Annotated in this window: 24 protein-coding genes and 1 pseudogene; 9 read left to right on the top strand and 16 right to left on the bottom strand. The window is 69.8% G+C overall.

The features are described 5' to 3' along the window. Positions 1-27 precede the first annotated feature (27 nt). The gene (locus tag G361_RS0105675; RefSeq protein WP_026342736.1) at positions 28-1,059 is read left to right on the top strand and encodes an aldo/keto reductase; all 1,032 of its coding nucleotides are present in this window, start codon (positions 28-30) and stop codon (positions 1,057-1,059) included. Positions 1,060-1,069: 10 nt separating this feature from the next. Here G361_RS0105675 and G361_RS0105670 read toward each other — a convergent pair whose 3' ends face one another. The 5 genes from G361_RS0105670 to G361_RS0105650 form a co-directional block, all read right to left on the bottom strand. Beyond that, entirely contained in the window at positions 1,070-2,131 is a 1,062-nt protein-coding gene (locus G361_RS0105670) for an LLM class flavin-dependent oxidoreductase (RefSeq protein ID WP_019926092.1), read from the bottom strand. A 126-nt stretch (positions 2,132-2,257) separates the two neighbouring features. Further along, positions 2,258-3,307 (bottom strand): SDR family NAD(P)-dependent oxidoreductase, encoded by a 1,050-nt coding sequence (locus G361_RS50190; protein WP_196814423.1) that lies wholly within the window; start codon positions 3,305-3,307, stop codon positions 2,258-2,260. Positions 3,308-3,424: 117 nt separating this feature from the next. Continuing rightward, positions 3,425-4,627 (bottom strand): lipid-transfer protein, encoded by a 1,203-nt coding sequence (locus G361_RS0105660; RefSeq protein ID WP_019926090.1) that lies wholly within the window; start codon positions 4,625-4,627, stop codon positions 3,425-3,427. Further along, a complete protein-coding gene (locus tag G361_RS0105655; RefSeq protein ID WP_026342735.1) occupies positions 4,620-5,066 on the bottom strand; it encodes an OB-fold domain-containing protein in 447 nt (148 codons plus the stop codon). The genes G361_RS0105660 and G361_RS0105655 overlap by 8 nt, the downstream gene beginning before the upstream one ends. Before the next feature lie 123 nt (positions 5,067-5,189). Then, positions 5,190-5,594 carry a DUF4383 domain-containing protein gene (locus tag G361_RS0105650; protein WP_019926088.1) on the bottom strand — a complete coding sequence of 135 codons (405 nt, stop codon included), beginning with the start codon at positions 5,592-5,594 and terminating at the stop codon, positions 5,190-5,192. Between the two features lie 62 nt (positions 5,595-5,656). Here G361_RS0105650 and G361_RS0105645 point away from each other — a divergent pair, with 62 nt between their 5' ends. After that, positions 5,657-6,259 (top strand): TetR/AcrR family transcriptional regulator, encoded by a 603-nt coding sequence (locus tag G361_RS0105645; RefSeq protein WP_019926087.1) that lies wholly within the window; start codon positions 5,657-5,659, stop codon positions 6,257-6,259. A gap of 141 nt (positions 6,260-6,400) precedes the next feature. Here the strand turns inward: G361_RS0105645 and G361_RS50720 are convergent. The 5 genes and pseudogenes from G361_RS50720 to G361_RS0105620 all read right to left on the bottom strand — a co-directional run. Next, positions 6,401-6,957: pseudogene (locus tag G361_RS50720) on the bottom strand (hypothetical protein); the annotation flags it as partial. 14 nt (positions 6,958-6,971) lie between these two features. After that, the gene (locus G361_RS0105635) at positions 6,972-8,039 is read right to left on the bottom strand and encodes a dihydrodipicolinate reductase (protein ID WP_026342734.1); all 1,068 of its coding nucleotides are present in this window, start codon (positions 8,037-8,039) and stop codon (positions 6,972-6,974) included. Positions 8,040-8,129: 90 nt separating this feature from the next. Continuing rightward, entirely contained in the window at positions 8,130-8,498 is a 369-nt protein-coding gene (locus tag G361_RS0105630) for a hypothetical protein (RefSeq protein ID WP_019926084.1), read from the bottom strand. A 157-nt stretch (positions 8,499-8,655) separates the two neighbouring features. Continuing rightward, positions 8,656-10,386: a GAF domain-containing sensor histidine kinase gene (locus G361_RS0105625; protein ID WP_019926083.1), complete on the bottom strand. Its 1,731-nt coding sequence runs from the start codon at positions 10,384-10,386 to the stop codon at positions 8,656-8,658. A 118-nt stretch (positions 10,387-10,504) separates the two neighbouring features. Further along, positions 10,505-11,986, bottom strand: coding sequence for a hypothetical protein (locus G361_RS0105620; protein ID WP_019926082.1), 1,482 nt, complete (start codon positions 11,984-11,986; stop codon positions 10,505-10,507). A 222-nt stretch (positions 11,987-12,208) separates the two neighbouring features. Here G361_RS0105620 and G361_RS0105610 point away from each other — a divergent pair, with 222 nt between their 5' ends. After that, positions 12,209-13,777, top strand: coding sequence for an LVIVD repeat-containing protein (locus tag G361_RS0105610; RefSeq protein ID WP_369797873.1), 1,569 nt, complete (start codon positions 12,209-12,211; stop codon positions 13,775-13,777). Then, positions 13,774-14,427, top strand: a complete 654-nt coding sequence (locus G361_RS0105605; RefSeq protein ID WP_019926079.1) for a DUF305 domain-containing protein — start codon at positions 13,774-13,776, stop codon at positions 14,425-14,427. The genes G361_RS0105610 and G361_RS0105605 overlap by 4 nt, the downstream gene beginning before the upstream one ends. A gap of 11 nt (positions 14,428-14,438) precedes the next feature. Here the strand turns inward: G361_RS0105605 and G361_RS0105600 are convergent, their stop codons facing one another. After that, complete coding sequence (locus G361_RS0105600; RefSeq protein WP_019926078.1) at positions 14,439-16,538, bottom strand: catalase; 2,100 nt, start codon at positions 16,536-16,538, stop codon at positions 14,439-14,441. Between the two features lie 201 nt (positions 16,539-16,739). Here G361_RS0105600 and G361_RS0105595 point away from each other — a divergent pair, with 201 nt between their 5' ends. From G361_RS0105595 to G361_RS0105580, 4 genes are read left to right on the top strand one after another with little or no spacing between them, the layout of a single operon-like run. Next, entirely contained in the window at positions 16,740-17,921 is a 1,182-nt protein-coding gene (locus G361_RS0105595) for an AI-2E family transporter (RefSeq protein WP_052172739.1), read from the top strand. A 41-nt stretch (positions 17,922-17,962) separates the two neighbouring features. Beyond that, positions 17,963-18,985: an iron-containing redox enzyme family protein gene (locus G361_RS0105590; protein ID WP_019926076.1), complete on the top strand. Its 1,023-nt coding sequence runs from the start codon at positions 17,963-17,965 to the stop codon at positions 18,983-18,985. After that, positions 18,982-19,632 (top strand): methyltransferase, encoded by a 651-nt coding sequence (locus G361_RS0105585; RefSeq protein WP_019926075.1) that lies wholly within the window; start codon positions 18,982-18,984, stop codon positions 19,630-19,632. The genes G361_RS0105590 and G361_RS0105585 overlap by 4 nt, the downstream gene beginning before the upstream one ends. A gap of 40 nt (positions 19,633-19,672) precedes the next feature. After that, a complete protein-coding gene (locus G361_RS0105580; protein ID WP_052172738.1) occupies positions 19,673-19,852 on the top strand; it encodes a CDGSH iron-sulfur domain-containing protein in 180 nt (59 codons plus the stop codon). Positions 19,853-19,874: 22 nt separating this feature from the next. Here the strand turns inward: G361_RS0105580 and G361_RS0105575 are convergent, their stop codons facing one another. Continuing rightward, entirely contained in the window at positions 19,875-20,708 is an 834-nt protein-coding gene (locus tag G361_RS0105575) for a SigB/SigF/SigG family RNA polymerase sigma factor (protein ID WP_019926073.1), read from the bottom strand. A gap of 297 nt (positions 20,709-21,005) precedes the next feature. Here G361_RS0105575 and G361_RS0105570 point away from each other — a divergent pair, with 297 nt between their 5' ends. Then, complete coding sequence (locus G361_RS0105570; protein WP_019926072.1) at positions 21,006-21,317, top strand: hypothetical protein; 312 nt, start codon at positions 21,006-21,008, stop codon at positions 21,315-21,317. 98 nt (positions 21,318-21,415) lie between these two features. Here G361_RS0105570 and G361_RS0105565 read toward each other — a convergent pair whose 3' ends face one another. From G361_RS0105565 to G361_RS0105550, 4 genes are all read right to left on the bottom strand, one after another. Then, positions 21,416-21,745: a hypothetical protein gene (locus G361_RS0105565; RefSeq protein ID WP_019926071.1), complete on the bottom strand. Its 330-nt coding sequence runs from the start codon at positions 21,743-21,745 to the stop codon at positions 21,416-21,418. A 350-nt stretch (positions 21,746-22,095) separates the two neighbouring features. Further along, positions 22,096-22,512 (bottom strand): hypothetical protein, encoded by a 417-nt coding sequence (locus G361_RS0105560; RefSeq protein WP_019926070.1) that lies wholly within the window; start codon positions 22,510-22,512, stop codon positions 22,096-22,098. Between the two features lie 87 nt (positions 22,513-22,599). Continuing rightward, positions 22,600-23,037 carry a MarR family winged helix-turn-helix transcriptional regulator gene (locus G361_RS0105555; protein WP_019926069.1) on the bottom strand — a complete coding sequence of 146 codons (438 nt, stop codon included), beginning with the start codon at positions 23,035-23,037 and terminating at the stop codon, positions 22,600-22,602. A gap of 4 nt (positions 23,038-23,041) precedes the next feature. Continuing rightward, positions 23,042-23,641 carry a TetR family transcriptional regulator gene (locus G361_RS0105550; RefSeq protein WP_019926068.1) on the bottom strand — a complete coding sequence of 200 codons (600 nt, stop codon included), beginning with the start codon at positions 23,639-23,641 and terminating at the stop codon, positions 23,042-23,044. Between the last annotated feature and the right edge of the window lie 53 nt (positions 23,642-23,694).

Below are 23,694 nucleotides of genomic sequence, written 5' to 3'. Positions count from 1 at the left end.
TACGATCGACCGATCCGAAAGGACGCCATGACCGAACGACCCGCCGACGCCCCCTATTCCGCCGCGGCGGACCGCTACGAGACGCTGCCCTACCGGCGCAGCGGCGCGAGCGGACTCGACCTGCCGGCCTTCTCGTTCGGGCTGTGGCAGAAGTTCGGCGCCGACTACCCGTTCACCACCCAGCGCGAGATCATCCTGCACGCCTTCGATCTGGGTATCAGCCACTTCGACAACGCCGACCGCTACGGTCCGCCGCACCGCGCCGCCCAGCAGACCTTCGGCGCGGTGCTCGCCAAGGACCTCACCCGCTATCGCGACGAGCTGATCCTGTCGACCAAGGCGGGCAACCCGATCGGCGCCAGCCCGTATCTGCGCGGCGGCTCCCGCAAGTCGATCCTGACCTCGCTCGAGCACAGCCTGCGCGACCTGCGCACCGACTACGTCGACATCTTCTACCACCACAGCCCCGATCTCGAGGTGCCCCTGGAGGAGTCGGTCGGCGCGCTGGTGAGCGCGGTCCACCAGGGCAAGGCGCTGTACGTGGCCATCTCGAACTACCTTCCCGACCGCGCCCACGCCGCCGCCGAACTGCTGCGCGCCGCGGGCGTACCCCTGCTGGTCCACCAGACCCGCTATTCCCTCTACGACCGGCGCCCCGAACACAACGACCTGTTCGACACCGCCCGGCGGGACGGCTTCGGGGTGATCGTGTATTCACCACTGGCACAAGGACTTCTGACCGACAAGTACCTGGAGGCCATCCCGCCGGGCGCCCGCGCCGAGAACAGCACCTTCCTGTCCCCGGACGTCATCGACGACATCTACCGTCAGCGCACCGCCGCCCTGAACAAACTCGCCGAGGCCCGCGGCCAGTCCCTGGCCCAGCTGGCATTGCAGTGGGTGCTGCGCCGTCCCGAGGTCACCTCCGCCCTGATCGGCGCGAGCTCCACCGAACAACTGGACCACAACATCGCCGCCCTGCGCTTCCCCCCGCTCACCGACGAGGAACTGGCGCTGATCGATGAGCACGGTGTGCACGGCACCGGCTCGAGGTTGTGAGCCGAGCCGGTCAGTCGCGCAGCAGGGGTAGCAATCGGGTTCCCTGGCGGGCGATTTCGGTCAGGTAGGGAGTATCGGACAGGACGAAGTGGGTGATGCCCAGATCCTGGTATTTCCGGAGGGATTTGGCGACGTCCTGGGCGGAGCCCACCAGCCAGGTGGTGCCGGCGCCGCCACCCCCGACTCGGCCGGGGGCGGTGTACAGGTTGTCGTCGAGTACGTCGCCGCGGGCGGCCAGGTCGTAGAGTCGTTGCTGGCCGACCGCGGTGCGGTGCGAATCCTGGCGGGGGGCCGTGGTTCCCCCGGCCATCGCGGCTACCCGGGCTTCGGCGTCGGCCCACGCTTCCGCGGTGGTGTCGCGGATCAGGGTGGTGACTCGCAGGCCGAATTCCAGTGGGGGCAGACGCCTTTCGTGTTGTTGCGCCAGGGCTCGCAGGCGCTCGATGCGGGTCGCGATGTCGACGTAGGGTTCGCCCCAGAACAATTGGACGTCGGCGAGGGTCGCGGCGACCCGTTCGGCCGCGGGAGAGGCGCCACCGAAGTAGAGGGTCGGGTGGGGGCGGCCGGGGCGTGGAGTGAGGCGGGGGACCACCGTCGAATCGGTGACCCGGTAGTACTCGCCGGTGTGGGTGACCCGTTCCTCGGTCCACAGTCTGCGGACGAGGGCGATGAATTCCGCGGTGCGGGCGTAGCGGTCGGCCTGATCCTCCTCGGATTCGCCGTAGGCGCCGAGGTCGTCCTTGCCGGAGACGATGTTGACCCGGACCCGGCCGCCGGAGAGGTGGTCGAGAGTGGCTGCGGCGGAAGCGAAATGGGCCGGGCGCCAGTAGCCGGGGCGGATCGCCACCAGCGGTTCGAAGGTGGTGGTCCGGGCGGCGAGTGCCGTTGCCACGGTGAGGGTGTCGGGCCGGCCCCAGCCGGTGCCGATCAGGGCCCCCTGCCAGCCGTGCCGCTCGAGCGCGAGCGCCTGGGTGGCCAGCGTGTCGAGGGTGTTGTGGTCGGCCACGACCGTATCCCCGCGGTGGCCCGGTGTGGCCTGATTCGGTATGTACCAGAGGAATTCGGCGCTCACCGGACGATTATCGACCCGGGACCGCGGCGCCGGCCGGTACGGTCGCCGCGCTCGGCCACCGAAACGGTGCCCGACCTGCGGCGACGGCCGTCGGTGGAGATAAATTCTGTCGGATTCGGTTGCGGGTCAGTGGCCCGCGGACGGGTTCGGCGCGGCGTGGTACTGCGCGATCCGCCACGTGGTCGCGTCCCGCCGGAGAACGACGGACAGGCGCAGTGCGCGCACCTCGCCGTCGGGATAGGTGAAGGTGGCGTCGGCGAATCCGGCGACGATGCCGTCCGCGACGGGTGCCGCGGCAGGCACCGTCACCGCGACGGTGGCGCCCTCGGTGACCGCGTCGTAGTACTCGCGGATCTGCGCCGGGCCGATCCGCAGGCGGGCATCCATGCCCTGGAACAGGGCGTCGGAGGTGTACAGGGTGGCGATGTCGGCGGTCCGGTGCTCGTCGAAGGCCGCTCGCCAGCTGCCGAGGGTCTCCGCGACGGCGGCGCGGGCCTGTTCGTGCGCTCCCTCGGCACCGGATTCGGTTCCGGTGTAGACGATTTCGCGTTCCCACTGCGCGCGGTCCTGGGTGTGCAGGCGCCAGTAGTATTCCGCGATGTCGTCGGGATCGAAGGCGGTGCCCGGTGCGACCGGACCGTCGACGGTGATGCTCGCGATGTGCACGCCGGCCGGGCCGAAGCGGTCGGCGAGCAGTTCCACGAGCGCGCGGACCCCGGCCTTGCCGAGGGAGAGGCTGACATAGTCCGGCTTCGCGCGCGGCATGCCGCCGGTGACGAGGAACGACCCGCTCCCGCGTTCCGCCATCGCGGGGACGACGTGCGCCGCGGTATTGATCGCGCCGACCACGTTCACCGCCCACGCCTGTTCGTGTTCGCGCACCGACAACTGACCCGGCGCATCCGACCGGACGATCGCCGCGTTGTAGACGACCACCTCGGGGACGCCGAAGGTCCGGTCGGCGGCGGTCAGGGCCTCGTGCAGCGCCGCCTCGTCGGTGGTGTCCGCCTCGAAGGTCGCGACCGGGATCCCGAGGGGTTCGAGCGCCTCGGCCGCGGCCCGCAGCGTCTTGTCCGACCGTGCCACCAGCGCGATCGGCAGGCCCGCTCGCGCGAACCGCCGGGCGACCGACGATCCGATTCCCGGGCCGGCCCCGATGATCACTGCTCCCGCCATCACTGCTCCTTCGTCCGCTTCGACGCCAACGATCGAACGCTAAACTCTGACATCAATGGCAGAGTCAAGCCGCATGACGGAGGTCACCGCGCGCGTCGGTGTGGCGACGGCGGCGGGTCAGCGGGTGGCGATGATCGCCGAACCGTGGCCGAACAGGCCCTGATTCACGGCGATGCCGGCGCGGGCGTTCTCCACCTGGCGGCCGTCGGCCTGCCCGCGCAGCTGCCAGGTGAGTTCGCAGATCTGCGCGATCGCCTGCGCGGGGATCGCCTCGCCGAAGCAGGCCAGTCCACCACTGGGATTGACCGGCACGCGTCCGCCCAGAGTGGTTGCGCCGCTGCGCAACAGCTGCTCGGCGCCGCCGACCTCGCACAGGCCGATATCCTCGTACCAGTCCAGTTCCAGTGCCGTGGAGAGGTCGTAGACCTCCGCGAAGGACAGATCCGCCGGACCGAGCCCGGCCTCCTCGTACGCGGCCTGCGCCAGAGCGGAACGGAAGGGCTGCGCCGCGGGTTCGACGGCCACCGCGGAATCCGTCGCGAAATCGGGCAGGTCGAGAACGGTTTTCGGGAAGGTCGGCGTGACCGTGGAGAGGGCGCGGATGCGGACCGGGTCGGCGATGCCGTGCCGGCGGGCGTACTCCACCGACGTCAGCACCAGGGCCGCGCCGCCGTCACTGGTCGCGCAGATGTCCAACAGCCGCAACGGATCCGAGACGATCGCCGAGGCCGCGACCTCCTCGGCCGAAACCTCCTTGCGGTAGCGGGCATTCGGATTGTTCAGACCGTGCCTGGCATTCTTCACCTTGACCGCGGCGAAATCGTCGAGGGTGGCGCCGTGCAGGGCCATCCGGCGGCGGGCGTAGAGGGCGAAGTAGATGGGGTTGGTGGCGCCGAGCAGGTGGAAGCGCAACCAGTCGGGATCGTCGCGGCGTTCCCCGCCGACCGGCTGGAAGAAACCCTTCGGGGTGGCGTCCGCGCCGACCACCAGGGCGACCTCGGTCAGGCCGGCGAGGATCTGGGCGCGGGCGTTGGCGATCGCCTGCGCGCCGGAGGCACAGGCGGCGTAGCTGCTCGAGATCCGGGCGCCCGACCAGCCCAGGGCCTGGGCGAAGGTGGCGCCGGCGATGAAGCCGGGATACCCGTTGCGGATCGTGTCCGCGCCGGCGATGTAGCCGACGTCGCGGTGGTCGATACCGGCGTCGGCCAGCGCCGCTCGCGCCGCGACCAGCCCGTATTCGATGAAACTGCGCCCCCACTTACCCCATTGGTGCATACCCGCACCGAGGACGGCGATATCGCGATCGTTGTGCTCAGGCATCGACCGGCCTCCACATCCACACCGTGTGTTCCGCGTCCTCGTCCTCGTACAGCACGCCCGTGGTCAGTTCGACCGGCATGCCGACGGCCAGATCGTCGACCGTGAAGCCGCGGGCGAGCTGCCCGAGGATCACCATCCGCTCGGCCTCGAGCTCCACCGCCACGACCACGTACGGTTCGAACGGATCGGGGGAGACGTAGGGCGGGGGCGGTTGATACCGCGCATCCGCGTACGACCAGATCCGGCCGTGCGTCGAGAACAGGTACTCGTCCAGCTCGGAGCCGTCCTTCGGGCCGGTGCACTGCGGATTGCGACAGGCCAGTGTGTTCCGCGGGAAATACGGTGTGCCGCAAGCATTGCAGCGACTCCCCACGAGACGTACCGCGTCGTCGACGGCGGTGAACCAGCCTGTCACCGCCGGGCGTTGTTCTTTCTGCACACTCCGACGGTATAGGAACACGTTCTATTTTGGAACCGGGGTCCGGTTCGCCGAACCCGGTTCGCGGCGCCGGAGCGCCGGACCGGGCGACCGCCGCCGGGTCCGCGCGCGCCGCATCGCCGATCAGCCCGCGGTGCCGGCCAGGCGCCGGCCGCGCGCGGCCCGAGCGGTATCGATCACCAGGACGACCGCGGCGAGGACGGCGAGCAGCGGGTGGACGATGTGGTCGCGCATGTCGACCGGGACGGCGCCGAGCAGATCGTCCGGGTGGAACAACTCCCATGCGGTGGCGGCGAGGTAGACGACACCGGTCGTCGCGACCGCCACGCGGGTCGCGCCCGGCACGGTGAATCCGATGATCAGGACGACGGTCAGGACCAGTTGCCAGATCGAGCGCCAGCCGTCGCCGGGGAGGGTGAAGTGCGCACCCGCGGCCAGCGTGGTGAGCGCGCGGATACCCAGGAAGAGGGCCACCACCAGGCAATACCAGTGCGTGGCGCGGTAGCGGCCGATTCGTTTCGCCGACATGAGGAATCCTTCCGGAGCTTTAATGCCATAGTGGCAGTAACGCCTAGCACTATACTGCCACCATGGCAGTAGCGGAAGACGGCGCTCGGCGCCGGCGGCGGCAACCGGCGGACGCGCGGCGCGAGATCCTCGATGCGGCAACCGAACTGCTGGCCGGCACGCCGCCGCACGAGGTGACGGTGGCGGCGATCATGGCGCGAACGACGTTGTCGCGCAAGTCGTTCTACGTGTACTTCCACGATCGGGCCGAATTGGTCGCGGCGCTGGTGCAGCCGTTGCGAGCCGAGGCCGACGCCGGGCTGGCGCGCTGGGCGGCCGCGCCGGATCCGGTGGTTTCCGGGCGGGCGGCGCTGCGCGCGGCCGCGGGAACCTATCGGCGGCACGGCGCGATTCTGCGGGTGGTGTTCTGGGCCGCGACCGGCGATCCCGACATCCGCCGGGTCCGTGACGATCTGACGGCGGCCCTGGTGGACGTGGCCACCGCGAAGGTGGCGCAGGCGGACGCCGGGCTACCCGACCCGCATGCGACGGCGGTGGCATTGGCGACCATGAACATTCATCGGCTGCTCGCGATGAGCGCCGACACCACCGATGCCGAACTCGACGAGATCGTCGAAACCCTCGCCACCATCTGGGAACGGACACTGGGGCTGGCGCCGCACTGATGCGGAACCCGTTGCGGGAGCGGACACAGAGCCGGTGTCGCGCCGATCCGAAACTGGTTGCGGGAGCGGCGAAGTCGTGGCCGGGCGATCCGGTTCCGCCTGCCGCCGTAGCCGGGTCGCGTGGGACCGGCCGCCCGTTGCTCAGTCGAGCAGCCAGTCGTCCGGGCTGAAGAGTTCGAAATGCACTCGCTCGGAGGGGATTTCGGCGGCGCGGAGCTGGGCGCGCAGGGCCTGGAGGAAGGCGGCGCCGCCGCAGAGGTAGACGTCCGCGTCGGCGGGGAGGTCGCCGATCGCGACCGTGGCGTGCAGCCGCGCGGAGACCTCGCCCTCGGGACGGCCGGGCTCGGCGGCCACCCGGCGGACGGCGAAGGCCGGGCGGCCGTCGCGCGGCGGGTTCACCAGACTGTACCGGCGCAGCTGGCGCGCCGTCGGGCAGTCGCACGCCGACCGAGACGTATTGTCCGGGAAGGAAATCCGGTAGCGCGTGGTCCCGGTCGGTCGATTCGACCACGAAGGTCACCACGCCGGAGGGGTCGGCGATCCGGTCGACGACCACGGTGTCGCGGAACACGTCGCCCGCGGCGACCCCGGCGCCGGCGTACAGCACGCGTTCCAGTCACCAGGTGGGTGGCGAAGGTCGCGATCGATGCGGCCAGGGCGCGCTGCTGGGCGCCCTGGGCCTGGTTGCCCCGATTGAAGGGTGTGGTGTGCACTACACCGGGCCCAGCAGTCGGGGGTGGGCCCGACCGGCGACCAGCGGCAGGTCGACGGCGGTGCGGATACCGGGCGGGGCGGCGCACACGTACGGGATCGAGTTCACCAGGTGCGCGGCGGTGGCGACGATGCCGGCGTTGCGGGTGAGGCCCGCGCCGACCGTCGCGGGATGCCAGCCGTGGATCACCACGTGATTGTCCGGATCGCCCGCGACCTGCATCTCGAAGCGCGGGCCCTGCGGGCCGAAAGTCCATGCGGGGTCGAGGTTTTCCTCGCCCATCAGCCAGTTGACGCCGATCCGCACGAGAGTGTCCGCGCCGACGGTCGCCTCCCAGTGGAAGCGCTGGGCCGCGACCCGGCCCGGTTCGATCACGCCGATGGGTGAGTCGATCGGGGCCGTCGCGACCGCGTAATCGTGGATGCCCCGGATCTCGGCGCGGTCCGCGGCGATGCCGAGCGTGTCCAGGATCATCCGCACCGACTGGCGGAAGCCGCCGTCGAGCAGTGCCAGCATCGGGCCGCCGGCCGCCTCGTCCGGGGTCGCGCCGAACAGCATGATGTGCCGGACCACATCCGGGGAATCGTAGGTGCGGATATCGGAGAACTCCTCGCCGCGGACGAAGGTCACCGCCGAGGACATCGCCGTCATCATCAGGGGGAAGATCTCGGTGACGCCGCCGGGGTCGATTCCGGTGCCGTGCAACGTCGTTCCGCCGTCGGCGCAGGCCTGCCGCAGCGTCTGCGCCTCGTCCGCAGCGGGATAGAACCACCCGACCGGGGTCACCACGTTCTTGCCCGAACGCAGCAGGGCCGCAACCTCTTCCGGGTTCGGCAGCAGCGGCGCGTACACCACGACGTCGGCGGGCAGCGCGAGAATCTCCGCGGCGCTGGAGGTGGCCACCACCCCCAGCGGATCGGTCCCGAGGATCTCGCCGACATCGCGGCCGTGCTTGCGCTCCGAATGCACCCAGCAGCCGACGAGTTCGAGTTCCGGATGCTGCCGGACGCATTCGATCGCCGCCCGGCCCACCGAACCGGTGGCCCACTGCACGACTCTCCACACCATCGGGATCCTCCTGAGACCGAAACCGTGTCCGGGAGTCTGTGCGCAGTCGGAACCGAGTGTCAAGATGCCGGTGCGCCCGGCCGGCGCCGGTCAGAGTTTGCGGCGGGTACGCCGGACCGGGTCCAGCCAGTCCGGCTGGACCGGCTCGTGCGGGATCCGGTCGATGGCGTCGGCGAGGATGGTCTTCCCGGTGTCGTGGAGCATGCTGCTCAACTGATCGAGGATGTCGCCGACCGCGCGGTTGGCGGTGCGGAGTTCCTCGACGGACGGATTCGGGCGGTCGAACACGGCGTGCAGGGAGTCCAGGCGCAGGCCGGCGTCGAAGAGTTGCCGTGCCAGCCGGCAGCCGAGTTCGGCCAGAGCCACGGAATCGCCGAAGGATTCGGCGGATTCCCCGACCCGGGGCACCGGGGTGAGGCGGGTACTGGGCGAGGAGGCGGGAGGCAACGTCTCGGTCATGGCTGGCCCTTCGAAGCGTCGTACGGTCGCCGGCGCGGATCCGGCGTTCGAGCCGATGCGGGCTCGTATGAAACGCACAGGAAACGCTACGGTTCCGGACCGGTGGCCGGGGAGGGCCATTGGTCCTCTCCTTGGTGACCGAGAGGTGGGCCCCGGGTCAGGGCAGCGGTACCGACCAGTGCACGATCGCGCCGCCGCCCGGCGCGGCGGCCAGGGTGACCCCGCCGCCGTGCCGCTGGGCCCGCGCCTCCAGATTGGCCAGGCCGCTGCGCCGGGTGACCGCGGGGTCGAATCCGCCTCCGTCGTCACCGATTTCGAGGGTCACGTCGTCGGTGACCGACACCGTGATGGTGACGGTCTCGGCGCCGGAATGACGGACCACATTGCTCAGCGCCTCGCGCAGCGCGGCCTCCATATCGTCGGCCAGTGCGCCGGGCACCACCGAGACCGGACCGCTGAACTGGGTGACCGTGCGCAGGCTGGTGGCCGAGGTCATATCGGAGACCACGTCGTGCAGCCGTCTGCGCAGCGGCGAGGCGCCGGATTCGTCGCCGTGCAGGTCGAAGATGGATTCCCGGATGTCCTCGACCACCGACTGCAGATCGTCCACGTTGCGGGTCAGGCGGTCGCGCATCTCGACCGACCGGGCCCGTTGCAGGGTGCCCTGCAGGGCCAGACCCGTCGCGAACAGGCGCTGGATCACCCGGTCGTGCAGATCGCGGGCGATGCGGTCGCGATCGGACAGCACATCGAGTTCCCGCATGCGCCTCTGGGTTTCGGCCAGTTGCAGGGCCATCGCGGCCTGATCGGCGAACAGGGCCATCATCGGCAGTGCGGCGTCCTCGAATTCGGCGGCCGCCACCACCCGCACCGCGACCAGGACCCCGATGACGGATTTCCGGGCACGCAGCGGCAGGATCAGTGTGGGACCGAATCGTTCGCGCAGGTCCGGAAACGGGTTCAGTGCCGCGGCCGACGCGGCGTCGCCGGTGCGGAATACCGTACCGGTGTGCGAACCGCGCACCGGAATTCGCCGACCCAGCAACTCCCGGGCAGGGGCGCCCGAACCGGCGCACACCATCAATTCCGCGTCCGGGTCATCGGAATTGTCCGGATCCTCCGGAAGTGCGATGAACGTGCACACCGAATCGGTGAGCACCCGGGCGTGGTCGGCGACCGTATCGAGCACTTCCGACGGTTCACCGCCGGCCAGCAGTTCGGTGGCGACGTCGCGGGTGGATTCCAGCCAGCGTTGCCGTTGCCGCGATTCCTCGTACAGTCGCGCGTTCTCCACCGCGATGCCCGCCGCCGCGGCCAGCGCCTGCACCACCGCCTCGTCGTCCTCGGTGAACTCCTGCCCGTTGGCCTTCTCGGTGAGGTAGAGGTTGCCGAACACCTCGTCGCGCACCTTGACCGGCACCCCGAGGAACGACTTCATCGGCGGATGGTTCACGGGGAAGCCGACCGAGGTCGGGTGGGTCGAAAGGTCGTTGAGGCGAAGCGGTTTCGGCTGTTCGATGAGCAGGCCCAGGACGCCGCCGCCGTGCGGGAGATCCCCGATGAGGGTCCGCGCCTGATCGTTGATGCCCTCGTAGACGAATTCGGCCAGATTGTGGCCGGTGCCGCGGGTCTCCCGGACCCCGAGCGCGCCGTAGCGCGCGTCGACCAATTCGATCGCCGTGTGCACGATGGAACGCAGCGTATCGTCGATGTCCAAACCGGCGGTGACGACCAGCATCGCGTCGATGAGCCGGTCGATCCGACTTTGCGCACCCACCAATTGCCCGATGCGATCCTGTACCTCGATCAGTAATTCGCGGAGTCGCAACTGCGACAACACGTCGCTCATGGTCGTACGGTCACCGATCGGCAGTTCCGGGACGGACATGCCAGCTATTCTCACACGTCGAAACTGCCGTGTCAGCAAACCGGATCGTCGCTTTCGCGCGGGAAAAGTTAGCTGGCCGGCAAACATTTCGCGGGCCGGAATCGATCGGCCCGCGAGGTCAGCGGTCGCGGACGGAGATCAGGCCGCCCAGTACGCCCAGATAGGCGGCGCCGTCCGGGCCCACGGCAATTCCGGAATAGTTGTTGTTGAATCCCGGGCCGGTGCCCGCCAATTGTTTCCACACCGTGGCGCCGGTGCGGAAGTCCAGTGCGGTCCAGTACCAGGGATCGGCGGGGCCCGCACCCTTGGTGTAGGTGTAGACCAGGCCGGTGGCCAGCGACAGTTTCGGTACCACGGTCGGCGCGGCCTCGATGTCGTTGTCCCACACCGCGTGACAGCCGTTGCCGTCGGTGTCGAGGTCGATGCGGGCGAATCCGGGGGTGGTGGTCCGGCCGAGCAGCGCGGCCTCCGGTCCGGTGTAGCCGAAGTTGTTCTCCACCACCAGCGAACGACCCGCGGCGATCAGCGAGTTCTCGGTGTCGCTCGCACCCGGGGCGAATACCGGCACCGAACAGACCTGTCGCCGCGCCACATTCGGCGCGGTGCGGTAGACGACGACATCCATCGGATCGGCGTTGTCGGTGACGGCGACGTAGCCGCCGGGCAGCAGCGCCGGGGTGGTGCCGGTGCCGTCGTCGACCTGGCCGGGCTTGTGGATGCCGTCGTTGGCGTAGGTGATCCGCCAGGTGATCGCCGGCGCACCGGCCGGGCCGGCGTCGAACCGCAGCAGTTCGCGGTCGGTGGCGATGTACACGTCGCCGTCGGCGCCGACTGCGAAGGAGTTCTCGATCTCGCCGTCGGCGCCGTCGCCGAGCCGGATCGCCTGCACCGCACCGGTTCCCGGATCGACGGTGCCGACGACGCCGTCGGTCTCGGCGACGAACCACAGGCGGCCGGTGCTGTCGGGCAGTACCGAGTTCACGGTCTCGGTGCCGCGCAGCACATCGCGCAGGTCGTAGTCGCGGTGCAGGACGAAACCGTCGGCGGTGGCGTTCTCGGCCAGCACCAGGATGTGGCCGTCGCGGGTGCCGATCACCGCGCGGTCGGCGTCGTCGAGATAGAAGTAGCCGCCGCCGGTGAAATTCGTGAACGCGTTGCCGCTCAGGTATTCCCCGGCGTCCCGGCGCGGCAGCGGATAACTGCCGAGCACCGTGAGATCCGCCGGATCGATCAGGTAGAGCGCGGTGGCGGCGCCGAGGCAGACGGTGACGATCCGCCCGGCCCGGTCGAAGGCGATCGAACCGCATTCGCTGCCGAGGAACAGCGAATCGGTGTGCGGCGCAACGCCGAGCGGGCCCGGCCCGGGGTAGGTGTTGGTCATCCAGCCGTCGTTGTGGATGTTGGAGGCGGTGCCCGGGGCCAGGAACGGATGCCGCGGCACCGCGGGCACCCCGGTGATCGGCTGCGCGACCGCCGGAGCGCCCAGGAATCCGGGCGCCGCCACCGGCTCCTGGGGGATGGGCAGCGCACCGGCGGCGCCGGCGCAGGCGGTCACGGCGACGGTCGCGCCGAGCGCGGCCCGCCGGATTCGGTCGAACATGCCCCGATTGTCCGATGCGCACCACCCGGACCGCGCACCGGGTGATCGTGCTACCGGCGGGTAACTGCGAGTTTCCGGACGGCGCCTTTTCCCATTCGGCGCGAGAATTGTTGCCCGACTTGCCGAATCGCGCCGGAACCGTCGGTTAAGCTCGGACCGCAGTCGCTCCGGACTGTCGTGCTGAGCTCAACCGGGAAGGCACCCTCATCGGCGAGGGAGAACATGATCGTGCAGCCTGTGTCTCGTGTCCGGAAAGCACTCGTGGCCGTCGCCGCGGCGGTATGCCTGATCCCGTTCGGGACGGTGTCCGCGCAACCCGCGGACGACAACGGCCTGGTCCAGGAGATCGACGGCACCTACGCGCAATCCGTGCCGACGGCGCAGTGCGGGCCCGGATCGCAGCCGGAGACCGGCCTGCAGGGCGACGTGAGCGCCGCCGACCGGGACAGCGGCCGCAGCACCGCCGGCTACTGGTGCAATCTCACCCGGCTCGGCGGATATGCCGGTCGCGGTGGCGGTATCACCTCCACGACCTTCGATCACTGCCTGTACATGGGCAGCCTGTTCCCCGGTGATCTGCTCGGGCCCGCCACCGGGGTGCAGGTCGTCGACGTGGCCGATCCGGCGAATCCGGTGCTGTCCACCACGCTGACCGAACCGGCGATGCTGGCGGGCACCTGGGAGAGCCTCAAGGTCAATCCGGAGCGGAAACTGCTGGTGGGCACCGGAGTTCCGCTGCTGACCGGCTTCGGACTCATCTCGGTGTACGACGTCTCGGACTGCGCGCATCCGCGGCTGCTCAATCCCGGACCGGGCACGAATATCGCGATGCCGGTACCGATCACGGCCCACGAGGGCGGATTCTCCCCGGACGGCAACACCTATTGGGCCTCGGGGGTGGCGCCGGGGATCATCAGCGCCGTCGATCTGACCGATCCCGCGAATCCCCGGGTGATCTGGCAGGGCCTGCCCGGATTGTCCATGCACGGCATGGGTGTGAGCCCGGACGGCAACCGGGTGTACCTGTCGGACAACTTCGGCGGTATCACCGTGCTCGACACCAGCGCGATCCAGCGCCGCGATCCGAATCCGCAGGTGCCCGTGCTGGCCGAAATGCACTGGAGCGACGGCTGGGCCACCCAGCACAGCATTCCGGTCGACTACGGCGGCCACCCGTACCTGTTCACCGTGGACGAGGCCGGGGCGGGCGGGGTGAAACTCATCGACGTCGCCGACGACCGCCACCCGCGCATCGTGAATTCGATCAAGCTGGCCATCGAACTGCCCGGCAACCAGGATCGGGCGCTGGCGTCCAGTATGGGCGGCTCGGTGTTCGCCTACGATTCGCACTACTGCGCCGCCGATCGGCCGGTCGATCCGACCGCGCTGGCCTGTGGCTGGGAGTCCTCGGGGATCCGGGTCTTCGATGTGCGGGACCCGTCGCGGGTACGGGAGATCGCGTACTACAACCCGCCGGCCCGGACCGGGCAGAACGCGCAGTTGTGGAATTCGCCGCACGCGCTGGCCTCGGTGATCGGCGCTCCGCTGCTCGACGGCCCGTCCATTGTCCAGTCCCTGGCGCAGGGATTGTTCGATCCGTCGCAGGCGCTCGGGCCGCGGTCCGGTGACCTGGTCGGCGGCGATCTGTCCACCGACTGGTGCTTCGCGCCGCCGGAATGGCACGGCAGCCAACTGTGGACGGCCTGCGCGGACAACGGATTCCTCGCGCTGCAACTGGCGCCGGGCACGTATTCGGTTCCCGCCGACCAGCATTCCACGGTCGGATCATGACGGTCCGCCGCGCCGGCGTCGCACTCGCCGCACTGGGTGCGGCCCTGCTACTGATGGTGATGGGTGCGGCCCTGCGCCCGCTGCTGTTCCCGGAGCATCCCACGGCCCCGAAGGTGCTGAGCGCCACCGAGATCGGCTTCGTCCAGGATATGACCGCGCATCATCAGCAGGCGCTGCTGCTGGTGCAGCGCCTGGATCCCGGCGCGGATCCGCTGGTGGTGCGGCTCGCCCAGCAGATCGCCGACACCCAGCGCGGTGAGATCGGCATGCTGCTGGGCTGGCTGCGGCTGGCCGGCGTCACCACGACCGACCCGCATCCGATGGCGTGGATGCACGACACCGCCGCCGCGGCGCATCATCCCGGCGGCCCGGCGACACCGGCCGCGAGCCCGGATGCCATGCCCGGCATGGCAACCCAGGCCGATCTGGACGCCCTGGCCCACGCCACCGGCCGGGACGCCGCGATCCTCTTCCTGAACCTGATGCAGCGGCACCACTACGGCGGCATCGCGATGGCCCAGGCCGCCGACCACCTGCTGACCTCCGGAGTGGTGAAACAGGCCGCCCGCGACATGATCACGACCCAGAGCCGGGAAACCGGCCTCCTCGGCCTGTTACTGGACAAGGAGACCGGCCCGCTCGGCCGCTGACCGCTCGTCGCTCAGGCGGGTACGGTATCGGTGGCGCGCGACCAGACCCGGTGCGCGGCAAGAAGTTCCGCGAACAGTTCGCTGAACCGGTCCGGTATGTCGGTACCTCCCACGGCCATGGCCACCACACCGTTGTGCCGGGACTGCTCGTCGTCGCCGGCGACGAGGCCGATCTGCCCCAGCAACTCCTCACCCTCGCCGAACGCGCCGATCGGCTTGCGGTGCTTGAAGGCTTCCAGTACGAAATGCAGTGCGGGACCGACGGTTCCGAGCGACTCCACGGCGTCGGCGCCGCCCGCGACGAGTACGCCGTCGTAGAGTACCGAGGCCACGGTGGTCAGGGCCCGGTCGACGGGCAGGGGCTGCCCGTCCGCACCGGTGATCGATCCGCCGTGCGGGGCGACGATCTCGGTGATCGCGCCGTGCTCGTCCAGCCAGGTCCGGACCCGCTGGATGCCGGGCACATCGGCGCCGTCGGCGGTCAGCACCGCGATCTTGCGGGTGGCGATCGAACCGGCGTCGGCCGTGTTCACCTGGGACAGCGCGGGTGATATCGGGGCGTCGTCGTCATCGCTCAGCGCGATATCGGGCACCCCGCGGCCCAGTCCGGTGGCGACGCGGTCGGCCAGGTCGCTGTCGATGCGGAGCAGATGCTCCAGCACCTTCTCCTGGATCGCCGGGCGGGTCACCTTGCCCAGTTCGAAGACGAACGCGCCGACGATGTGGTCGGCCTCCGGTTCGGACATGCTGCGCCAGAACATCCGCGGCTGGCGGTAGTACTCCCGGAAGCTGTCGGCGCGCTGCCGGATCGCGGTGCCCTGCAACTGATCCGGCTGATGCCGGAAGGCGCCGTCGCCGCCGACGACCGGGCAGCCGCCGCCGACGGTGTTGATCGTGTAGGCCGCCTCGCCCCGCGGGATCGTGTGCTGGCCGTAGCCGTCCTGCTGATGGTTGCGCACATCGGCCACCGGCCGGTTGATCGGCAGCTGCGCGAAATTCGGCCCGCCGAGCCGGATCAGCTGGGTGTCCAGGTAGGAGAAGTTGCGCAGTTGCAGCAGCGGATCGTCGGTGAAGTCGATGCCGGGCACCAGATTCGCGGTGTGGAAGGCGACCTGCTCGGTCTCGGCGAAGAAGTTGTCCGGGTTGCGGTCGAGCACCATCTCACCGACCGGCAGCACCGGGACCTGTTCCTCCGGAACGAGTTTCGTCGCGTCGAGCAGATCGAAGTCGAAATCGAACTGCTGCTCCACCGGGATCAGCTGCACACCCAGCTGCCAGCGCGGAAACCGGCCCGCGGCAATGCAATCCCACAGATCGCGGCGGTTGAAGTCGGGGTCGCGCCCGGCGACCTGCTGGCACTCGTCCCACAGCAGCGAATGCACACCCAGCTGCGGCTTCCAGTGGAACTTGACGAAGGTGGCGCGACCGGCCGCGTCGACCAGCCGGAAGGTGTGCACCCCGAAGCCCTCCATCATCCGGTAACTGCGCGGCAGCGCGCGGTCCGACATCAGCCACATGATGGCGTGCAGGGTCTCGGCCTGCTGCCCGACGAAGTCCCAGAGCGTGTCGTGCGCCGACGACGCCTGCGGAATCTCGTTGTGCGGCTCGGGTTTCACCGCGTGCACGAAGTCGGGGAACTTGATCCCGTCCTGGATGAAGAAGACCGGGAAGTTGTTGCCGACCAGATCGTAATTACCTTGCGCGGTATAGAATTTCGTCGCGAAACCGCGGACGTCGCGGACCGTGTCCGCGGATCCGCGGGAGCCGCCGACCGTCGAGAAGCGCACGAACACAGGCGTTTCCACCGACGGATCGGTCAGGAACCGGGCCGCGGTGTACTGCGCGAGCCGATCGTCGTACGGCTTGAACCGGCCGTACGCGCCGGCGCCGCGGGCGTGCACCACCCGCTCCGGGATGCGTTCGTGGTCGAAGTGGGTGATCTTCTCCCGGGCGTGGAAGTCCTCCAGCAGCGTCGGGCCGCGCTGACCGACCGACAGCGCGTCGTCGGTGCTTTCCACCGGCACACCCTGCTGGGTGGTGAGCCGGCCCTGCTCCCGATCGACGCGATACCGGTCCAGCTGTTGCTGCTTGGGGTCCGAGACATCGTCCACGATTCATCCTCCCGATCCAGGTGGCTGCGCAACCGCGTGCTACCCGTGGATTCGAAGGTCAATCACGCCGCGCTGCCCGGGGACGCATCGTGTCCGATCGGATGCCGTGCGGTGGCCCGCCGACCGCCGCCGGAATTGCCGGTGTCGAAATGGTCGGCGTGGGTATTGCCGCCGTGCCGGAACCCGTTCTCGAAGGTGGATATGAGCGATAGCGAACACAGCGAATGGGTGGGCCAGCCGCATCCGCAGGGGGAGCCCGAACCCATCACCGCCGCGGAGGCCGCGGCGGCCGAACTCAGCGACGCGGACCATCCGCTCGGCACGCCGGGCCGGCGGTTCGATCGGCGCTCGCCGTTCATGATCGGCGTCGCGGGGGCGGGCGGGGTGCTGGCGACGGTGTGCGCGGTGAAGGTGGTGTTCGCGGCCCACGAGGCGCTGCTGCTGGTCGTCGCGGCGCTGTTCCTGGCCATCGGGATGGAACCGGCGGTGTCGTGGCTGGCCCGCCACCGGATCGGTCGCGGACCGGCGGTCACGCTGGTGCTGCTGGTGATCGTCGCCGCGCTCGCGGGATTTCTCGCGGCCCTGATCACGCCACTGGTCGATCAGGGACAGGCCCTGGTCGACCACGCACCCGATCGGCTGCATCAGCTGGAGAATTCGTATCCGGCCTTCCGGTCGGCCGCCGACCGGCTGCATCTGGACGAGAAGGTCCAGCAGGGTATCGACACGAAATCCGCCGATCTGGCCCACGGGCTGGTCGGTGCGGGCAAGGTCGTGTTCGGCGCGGTGACCGGCACCGTCGTGGTCTTCGTGCTCACGGCCTATTTCTCGGCCTGTTTCCCGAGCCTGCGCGCGAATCTGTACCGATTGTTCCCGCAGCATCGGCGGCCGCGCGCGATCCTGATCGGGGATGCCATCTTCGCCAAGGTCGGCGGATACGTCCTGGGCAATCTGCTGATCTCGCTAATCACGGGTGTGCTGACCTTCATCTGGCTCGCGGCGTTCGGGGTGCCGTATCCGCTGGTGCTCGCGGTGCTGGTGGCCGTCCTCGACCTGATCCCGCTGGTGGGGTCCACGCTGGCCGGGATCGTGATCGCGGTGGTGGCGCTGACCGTCTCGATGCCGGTCTGCCTGGCGACCGTGGGATTCTTCCTGGTGCTGCGGCTGGTCGAGGACTATCTGCTCGCACCCCGGATCATGGGCCGCACGGTCGAGGTGCCCGGGGTGGTCACGGTCGTCGCGGTGCTGATCGGGGGATCGCTGCTCGGGATATTGGGCGCGCTGCTCGCGATTCCGCTGGCGGCCGCGGTGTTGCTGCTGGTCCGGGAAATCGTGTTCCCCGGCCTGGACAAGCAGCCGCCACCCGAGGTCCCGACGCCGTGAGCGGCCTGTGTCGGCGGCGTGCGGCGGGGTAGTCGGGCGATATGCCGACGTTTGCACCGATTTCGCTGCCGGCCCCACGCGGCCCGCTGTCCGCCGCGGTCGTGGCGCTGCTGCGCGACGGTACGGCCGCCGCCGCGGACCCTGCCGTGCCGGACGCGGATCCCTACGGCGACGATCTGCACCTGGCGCTGCACCTGTGTTACGAATTGCACTATCACGGTTTCGCGGCGGTGGATCCGGAGCGGGAATGGGATATCCGGGTGCTGACGATTCGGGCCCGGCTGGAACAACGATTTCTCGACGCCCTGCGCCGGGACGTGACCGGGGGCGCCGATCTCGATCGGGAACTCGCCGCATTGTTGTCCGAACCCGCCGAACCCACGGGAGTCGGCGCATTTCTCCGGCGGGACGGGCAATGGTGGCAGCTGCGTGAATATTTCGTGCACCGCTCGATCTATCACCTCAAGGAGGCGGATCCGTATGCCTGGGTGATTCCCCGGCTGCACGGTGACGCCAAGGCGGCGCTGGTCGCGGTGGAATTCGACGAATTCGGCGGCGGGCACGGGGAGCGGGTGCATTCCCGGTTGTACGCCGATCTGCTCGACGGGGCCGGGCTGGAGTCCGGCTATCTGCATTATCTGGATATCGTTCCCGCGCCGATGCTCGCGCTGGTGAACATGATGTCGCTGTTCGGATTGCACCGGCGGTGGCGGGGTGCGCTGGTCGGGCATTTCGCGTCGACCGAGATCACCTCCTCCCCGGCGTCGAAACGCATGGTCGACACCCTGCGGCGATGGGATGCCGCACCCGCCTGTGTGCGGTTCTACGCCGAGCATGTGGTGGCGGACGCCGTGCACGAACAGGTCATGCGCGCGGTGATCGGTGATCTGCTCCGGCAGGATCCGGGCCTGCTCGATTCGGTGGTCTTCGGAATTCAGGCCACCGAATTACTGGAGGGCCGGGTGGCGCGGCAATTACTGGACCATTGGGCGGCGGGCCGCAGTTCGCTGCGGGAACCGCTGCCCGCGGTGGATGCCGCGGCACAGGGTAGTCGCCGACCATGATCGTGTTTCGTGCGCCGGGGGTCTACCGGCCACAGTCGGATACCGCGATGTTGCTGACCGCCGCGGGCGCAGCCGTCCCCGCGGGTGGGCGGGTCCTGGACGTGGGTACCGGTTCCGGTGTGCTGACCGTCGCCGCGCTGCGGTCCGGCGCCGGACGGGTGACGGCGATGGACATCTCGCGCCGGGCGCTGCTGTCGGTGTGGCTGAACAGTCTGCGGTGGTGGGGCCGAGTCGAGTTGCTGCACGGCGATATTCGGCACACCCACCCCCGCGGTCGCTACGATCTGGTGCTCGCCAACCCGCCCTATGTGCCCGCCTGCGCCGCCGACGACGTCCGGCGCGCCGCGCGGGCCTGGGCGGCCGGGCCGACCGGGCGATCGGTGCTGGATCCGCTGTGCCGCTTGCTACCTCGGCTGTTGCGGGAATCCGGCGCGGGCCTCATCGTGCAGTCCGCCCTGGCGGATCCCGCGCTGACGGTCGAGATGCTCACCGCCGGGGGACTGGACGCGGTGGTGGCGGCGCGCAGCACGGTCGCCTTCGGTCCGGTGCTGCGCTCCCGGTCGGCCTGGCTGGCGGCGGCCGGTGTGATCGAACCCGGCCAGTGCGCCGAGGAATTGGTGGTGATCCGTGCCGGCCACCCCCGATGAGTCACCGGCCGTGGCCGATTCGGCCCGGCGCCGGGTGACGATGACCGCCGACGGCCCGATCCTGATCGAGGGACCGGTACGGTTGATCGCCCCCGACGGCCGCGAATTGTGTTGCGACCGTTTCCTGGTCGCGATCTGCACCTGTCACCGGTCGGGCAGCTATCCCCTGTGCGACACCAGCCACCGCCGCCGGCGCCGCGCCGACCCGGAGGCCGGATGAGCGGATCCGGTGACGGCCCCGTTCAGGGCGCGTCCTCCGCGGCGCCGACCTCGGCGAGCGCGTTGTCGCGCAGCTCGCCGAGGATGCGGGCGAGGATGCGCGACACCTTGACCTGGGACATCCCCAGCATCTCGCCGATCTGCTGCTGGGACAGCCGCGCGTAGAACCGCAGGATGAGCACGTGCCGGTCGTCGGCGGACAACGTCTCCAGATGGGGTGCGACCGCGAGCGCGTCCTCCAGCAGCTGGTATCCGTCCTCGTCGACGGCGAGTGTGCCGCCGACGGGCAGCGGGCCGACGCCCTCGTCGTCGGTGGCGAACGCCTCGAGGGATTCGGTGCGGTAGCAGTAGGCGCCGAGGGCCGCCTGATCCACGTCGTCGGCGGTGATCTCGAGGTCGACGGCGAGATCCTCACGGGTCGGGGTGCGGCGCAGTTGCTGGGCCAGGCGCGGGGTGGCGGTGGTGATCTTCTGCTGGAGATCCTGCAACCGGCGCGGGACCCGGACGGTCCAGCCGTAGTCGCGGAAGTAGCGCCGCAACTCCCCGGTGACGGTGGGGATCGCGAAGGCGAGGAAGGAATCGCCGCGCGCGGGGTCGTAGCGGTCGACGGCCAGGACCAGTCCGACCCGCGCGACCTGTTGCAGATCGTCGAAGGATTGGCCACGGCCGCGATACCGGGCGGCGAGATGGTCGGCCAGCGGCAGACAGCGGTCGATGACGTGCGCACGTAACCGGGCCCGGTCCGGATGCTCCCACGGCATGGCGTGCAGGGCGATCAGGTCGGGTTCGAGGTGATCGTAGGGGTCGCGGCCGCGGGCGGGATGTGCGGCCGGACCCTCGTTACGTCCGGTGTTCATAGTGACCGGGAGTCCCTTCTCCGGCCGATCGCCCGAACCCCTGACTGTCACGAGAGTGCGGAGTCGCCGCAGGGTCGTGCACGATCGGGAAGGCGGTATGGGCCGGTGCGAGAGCGGTACGGCCCCGAGCAGCGGCTGACTGTTCAACCAGCACCACCAGCATGGCACCCGGCGGCACGCCGGTGGGGCATCGCAACGATCTCGTGTCCTGCTCGTTCCGCATGTCCGCGGCGGACCGGGGTAAACCGCGCACGTGATCGAACGCCCGAGCTGTTCGGCCCGAGGAGAGGTGACTCGATGAACATCCACCCGGGTATGCGTCTCATGCGCACGACCGCGGACGGAGTAGCCGATATCGTGCTCGTCCACGCGGTCCGGTACGGGCCGTTGCCGTACGCGGAGATCTCGGACGAGCCCGACGGGAATCGGCGCTCGATTCTGCTCGCGGAGCTGGAACGGCAGTTCCCCGAACCGGTGGAACCGGGATCGGCGATCGCCGCCGGGAGTCCGGTCGGCGGGCAGCCGGTATCCGTCACCCCCGTATCCCGGGCGCCGCGCCGCCGGCGGCCGGCCGCCCGGCGGATGGTCCGGGTGCAGCGCCGCCGCTGAGGCGCTCGCCGATTCCGCGCACCGCCGCGCGGGATCGGCGAGCGGACGGAACGGGGCCGGGTGGCGAATATGCCACCCGGCCCCGTGTGTCGTCCGCGTTATCGTCCGAGCGCGCGGGCCAGTTCGCCCTTGGTCATCTTCGATCGGCCCTCGATGTTGCGCTGCCGGGCCTCGTTGTAGAGCTGGTCGCGGGTCGGTCCCTTGGGCCGGTCGGTCCCCGAGCGCAGACCACCGCGGCGCTGCGGCGACATGTCCTCGACGGACGTGCGGCTCGCGGTCTTCGATTCGCCGCTGCGGGCGCGATTCTTGTTCACCGTCCGGGCGGCGATCTCCTCGGCGCGGCGGGTGCTCGCCCCGCGCTCCTCCGCGGAATCCTTGATGTGCTCGTACTGACGCTCACGCTTGTCGCTCCATTGCTGCTGGGGCATGCCTTCCTCCGTTCGAGTCGAAACTGCCCGGATACCAGGGGTTCTCGGGCCGCACCGCGGCGTCCGGCGGTGGGTGCGGGGTCAGGCGTTGCAATACCCACTCGGCGCCGGGGCATTCCCCGGGCAACGCCGGCATCTCCCGTCCGCCGCCCTCGGTGAGGCACCAGTGACCGCGGCCGCAATCGCATTCGTAGTACCCGCGGGCCAGGGCGTTCTGACCCGGGCGGCATCGCACTACTTCTCGAATTTCCGGCATGTCCGGCGACTACCCGCTCCCGGCGCCACCACCCACCGTCGTTTCCGGAATGTCATGCGGCGCCGGGCCGGTCACCGTGCGCCGAGCACCGTGGTCACAGTGCGCCGAGCACGGCGACGATGTCACGGTGGTTGAGGTAGACCAGGATTCGCGGGCCCTCGTCGTCGCGGCGGATCAGATAGGTGGATTCGAGCCGGATCGGTTCGGCCCCGGCGCGCGGGGTGTCCCAGTCCGTCGTGACGAGGGCGTGGTGTTCGTCGAGATCGAGCTGAGCGGAGGCCACGCAGACCGCGTGCCCCAGCCCCGCCGATTCGAACAGGCGGCGGCGCATCGGCAGGGAACCGACGAGGGCCTCCCGGGTGACCACGATCGCCCGGTTGGGGTCCGCGGTGACGAACTGTTCGGCGAACTGCTCGCCCTGATCGGATTCCGGTGTGGCGGAACTACTTTCGAATGCGGTGAGGAATGCGGCCAGGTCGGGATCCAGCGGCTTCCAGGTAGCGGTGATCACTGCGGCTACTTTCTCGCGAACGGTGGCGCCGGAGATCCGGCACCGGCACCTAAATTAGGTTATCTAATCCAGATTAGGCAAATGCTTTCACAGCAGGCCGGCCACCTTGCCGAGCACCGGCAGGGCGGCGGCGAGCGCCGCGCACTCGGCCTCGTCGAGGTCGTCGCGCAGGACCGCGTGCAGGCGGGCGACCACGGCCTCGTTGCGGGTCCGCAGCCCGCGGCGGCCGGTTTCGGTGATGGTCACCACGACCCGGCGGCCGTCGGCCGGATCCCGGGTCCGCTCGACCAGGCCCAGTTCCTCGAGGTGGCGCAGCACCATGGCGATCGCGGGCGTGGTGACCTCCTCGTCCGAGGACAGTGATCCCGGGGAGGCCGGGCCGTCGCGGTCGAGCCGGTGCAGGACGGCCAGCTCGAGGAAGGCCACCCCCTCGTCGGCGTCGACCACCAGCCGGCGGATCCGGCGCGCCAGCCGTCCGGTCACCAGGCGCAGTTCGCGGGCCGTGCCCGCATCGTCCATCACCATGGGCTCAATCCAGGTCGGGGCCGGAATCCGGCCCTGCGGGCGGGAACAGGGTGCGCACCGCGGCGACGACCGCGGCCCGCCGGGCGGCGGGTTGCGCCGCCGCACCCGGCCGGTGCAGCAGATCCGGCCGGCCCGCCCAGGCGGTGGCGAGCTGGTTGACGAACATCAGGATGTCGAGCGGATCCCAGGCGGGATCGAGGTGCCCGGCCCGCTGCGCCTCGCGCAACTGCTCGGTCTTGCGGTGCACGGTATCCGTGGTGGCATTGCCGGGACCGTCGGCGGTGAGTTCCAGCTGCCCCCACTGCATCAGGCGGTGGTTGTCGGGGTGGGCCGCGAAATAGTCGTGCACGCGGCCCGCGTACGCCGGCAGATCGGTGGGATCCATCCGGGTGGCCTCGGCGATCGCGGCCAGCTCCTGGGCGGCGACGTACTGGTAGAGGTTCTCCTTGCTGCGGAAATACGCGTAGACGCGTTCCTTGCTCGTCTTCGCCGCCTTGGCGATCCGATCCACCCGCGCCCCGGCGATCCCGTACGCGGCGAACTCGGTCTTGGCCGCGGCCAGGATGCGATCGCGGGTGGAGTCCGGGCCGGTCGGAGGGGTCATCCGGGCAGTCTAGCAAACCGAACTGTTCGGTTTGACGGTCGCGAGGGGGACGC

Origin of the sequence: Nocardia sp. BMG111209 (genome assembly GCF_000381925.1) — a bacterium.
Classification (GTDB): domain Bacteria; phylum Actinomycetota; class Actinomycetes; order Mycobacteriales; family Mycobacteriaceae; genus Nocardia.
The sequence above is the reverse complement of the archived record's forward strand: the minus strand, read 5'-3'. Positions and strand labels throughout refer to the sequence as shown.

What these genes read in the sequence shown, in the direction of transcription:
- G361_RS0105645 (WP_019926087.1), top strand. Translation starts at nt 5,657, where the DNA reads ATGGCAGTAGCGGAAGACGGCGCTCGGCGCCGGCGGCGGCAACCGGCG.
- G361_RS0105590 (WP_019926076.1), top strand. Translation starts at nt 17,963, where the DNA reads ATGCCGACGTTTGCACCGATTTCGCTGCCGGCCCCACGCGGCCCGCTG.
- G361_RS0105635 (WP_026342734.1), bottom strand. Translation starts at nt 8,039, where the DNA reads ATGGTGTGGAGAGTCGTGCAGTGGGCCACCGGTTCGGTGGGCCGGGCG.
- G361_RS0105675 (WP_026342736.1), top strand. Translation starts at nt 28, where the DNA reads ATGACCGAACGACCCGCCGACGCCCCCTATTCCGCCGCGGCGGACCGC.
- G361_RS0105625 (WP_019926083.1), bottom strand. Translation starts at nt 10,386, where the DNA reads ATGTCCGTCCCGGAACTGCCGATCGGTGACCGTACGACCATGAGCGAC.
- G361_RS0105550 (WP_019926068.1), bottom strand. Translation starts at nt 23,641, where the DNA reads ATGACCCCTCCGACCGGCCCGGACTCCACCCGCGATCGCATCCTGGCC.
- G361_RS0105565 (WP_019926071.1), bottom strand. Translation starts at nt 21,745, where the DNA reads ATGCCCCAGCAGCAATGGAGCGACAAGCGTGAGCGTCAGTACGAGCAC.
- G361_RS0105650 (WP_019926088.1), bottom strand. Translation starts at nt 5,594, where the DNA reads ATGTCGGCGAAACGAATCGGCCGCTACCGCGCCACGCACTGGTATTGC.
- G361_RS0105595 (WP_052172739.1), top strand. Translation starts at nt 16,740, where the DNA reads ATGAGCGATAGCGAACACAGCGAATGGGTGGGCCAGCCGCATCCGCAG.
- G361_RS0105620 (WP_019926082.1), bottom strand. Translation starts at nt 11,986, where the DNA reads ATGTTCGACCGAATCCGGCGGGCCGCGCTCGGCGCGACCGTCGCCGTG.
- G361_RS0105630 (WP_019926084.1), bottom strand. Translation starts at nt 8,498, where the DNA reads ATGACCGAGACGTTGCCTCCCGCCTCCTCGCCCAGTACCCGCCTCACC.
- G361_RS50190 (WP_196814423.1), bottom strand. Translation starts at nt 3,307, where the DNA reads ATGGCGGGAGCAGTGATCATCGGGGCCGGCCCGGGAATCGGATCGTCG.
- G361_RS0105570 (WP_019926072.1), top strand. Translation starts at nt 21,006, where the DNA reads ATGAACATCCACCCGGGTATGCGTCTCATGCGCACGACCGCGGACGGA.
- G361_RS0105605 (WP_019926079.1), top strand. Translation starts at nt 13,774, where the DNA reads ATGACGGTCCGCCGCGCCGGCGTCGCACTCGCCGCACTGGGTGCGGCC.
- G361_RS0105660 (WP_019926090.1), bottom strand. Translation starts at nt 4,627, where the DNA reads ATGCCTGAGCACAACGATCGCGATATCGCCGTCCTCGGTGCGGGTATG.
- G361_RS0105575 (WP_019926073.1), bottom strand. Translation starts at nt 20,708, where the DNA reads ATGAACACCGGACGTAACGAGGGTCCGGCCGCACATCCCGCCCGCGGC.
- G361_RS0105610 (WP_369797873.1), top strand. Translation starts at nt 12,209, where the DNA reads ATGATCGTGCAGCCTGTGTCTCGTGTCCGGAAAGCACTCGTGGCCGTC.
- G361_RS0105585 (WP_019926075.1), top strand. Translation starts at nt 18,982, where the DNA reads ATGATCGTGTTTCGTGCGCCGGGGGTCTACCGGCCACAGTCGGATACC.
- G361_RS0105580 (WP_052172738.1), top strand. Translation starts at nt 19,673, where the DNA reads ATGACCGCCGACGGCCCGATCCTGATCGAGGGACCGGTACGGTTGATC.
- G361_RS0105555 (WP_019926069.1), bottom strand. Translation starts at nt 23,037, where the DNA reads ATGGTGATGGACGATGCGGGCACGGCCCGCGAACTGCGCCTGGTGACC.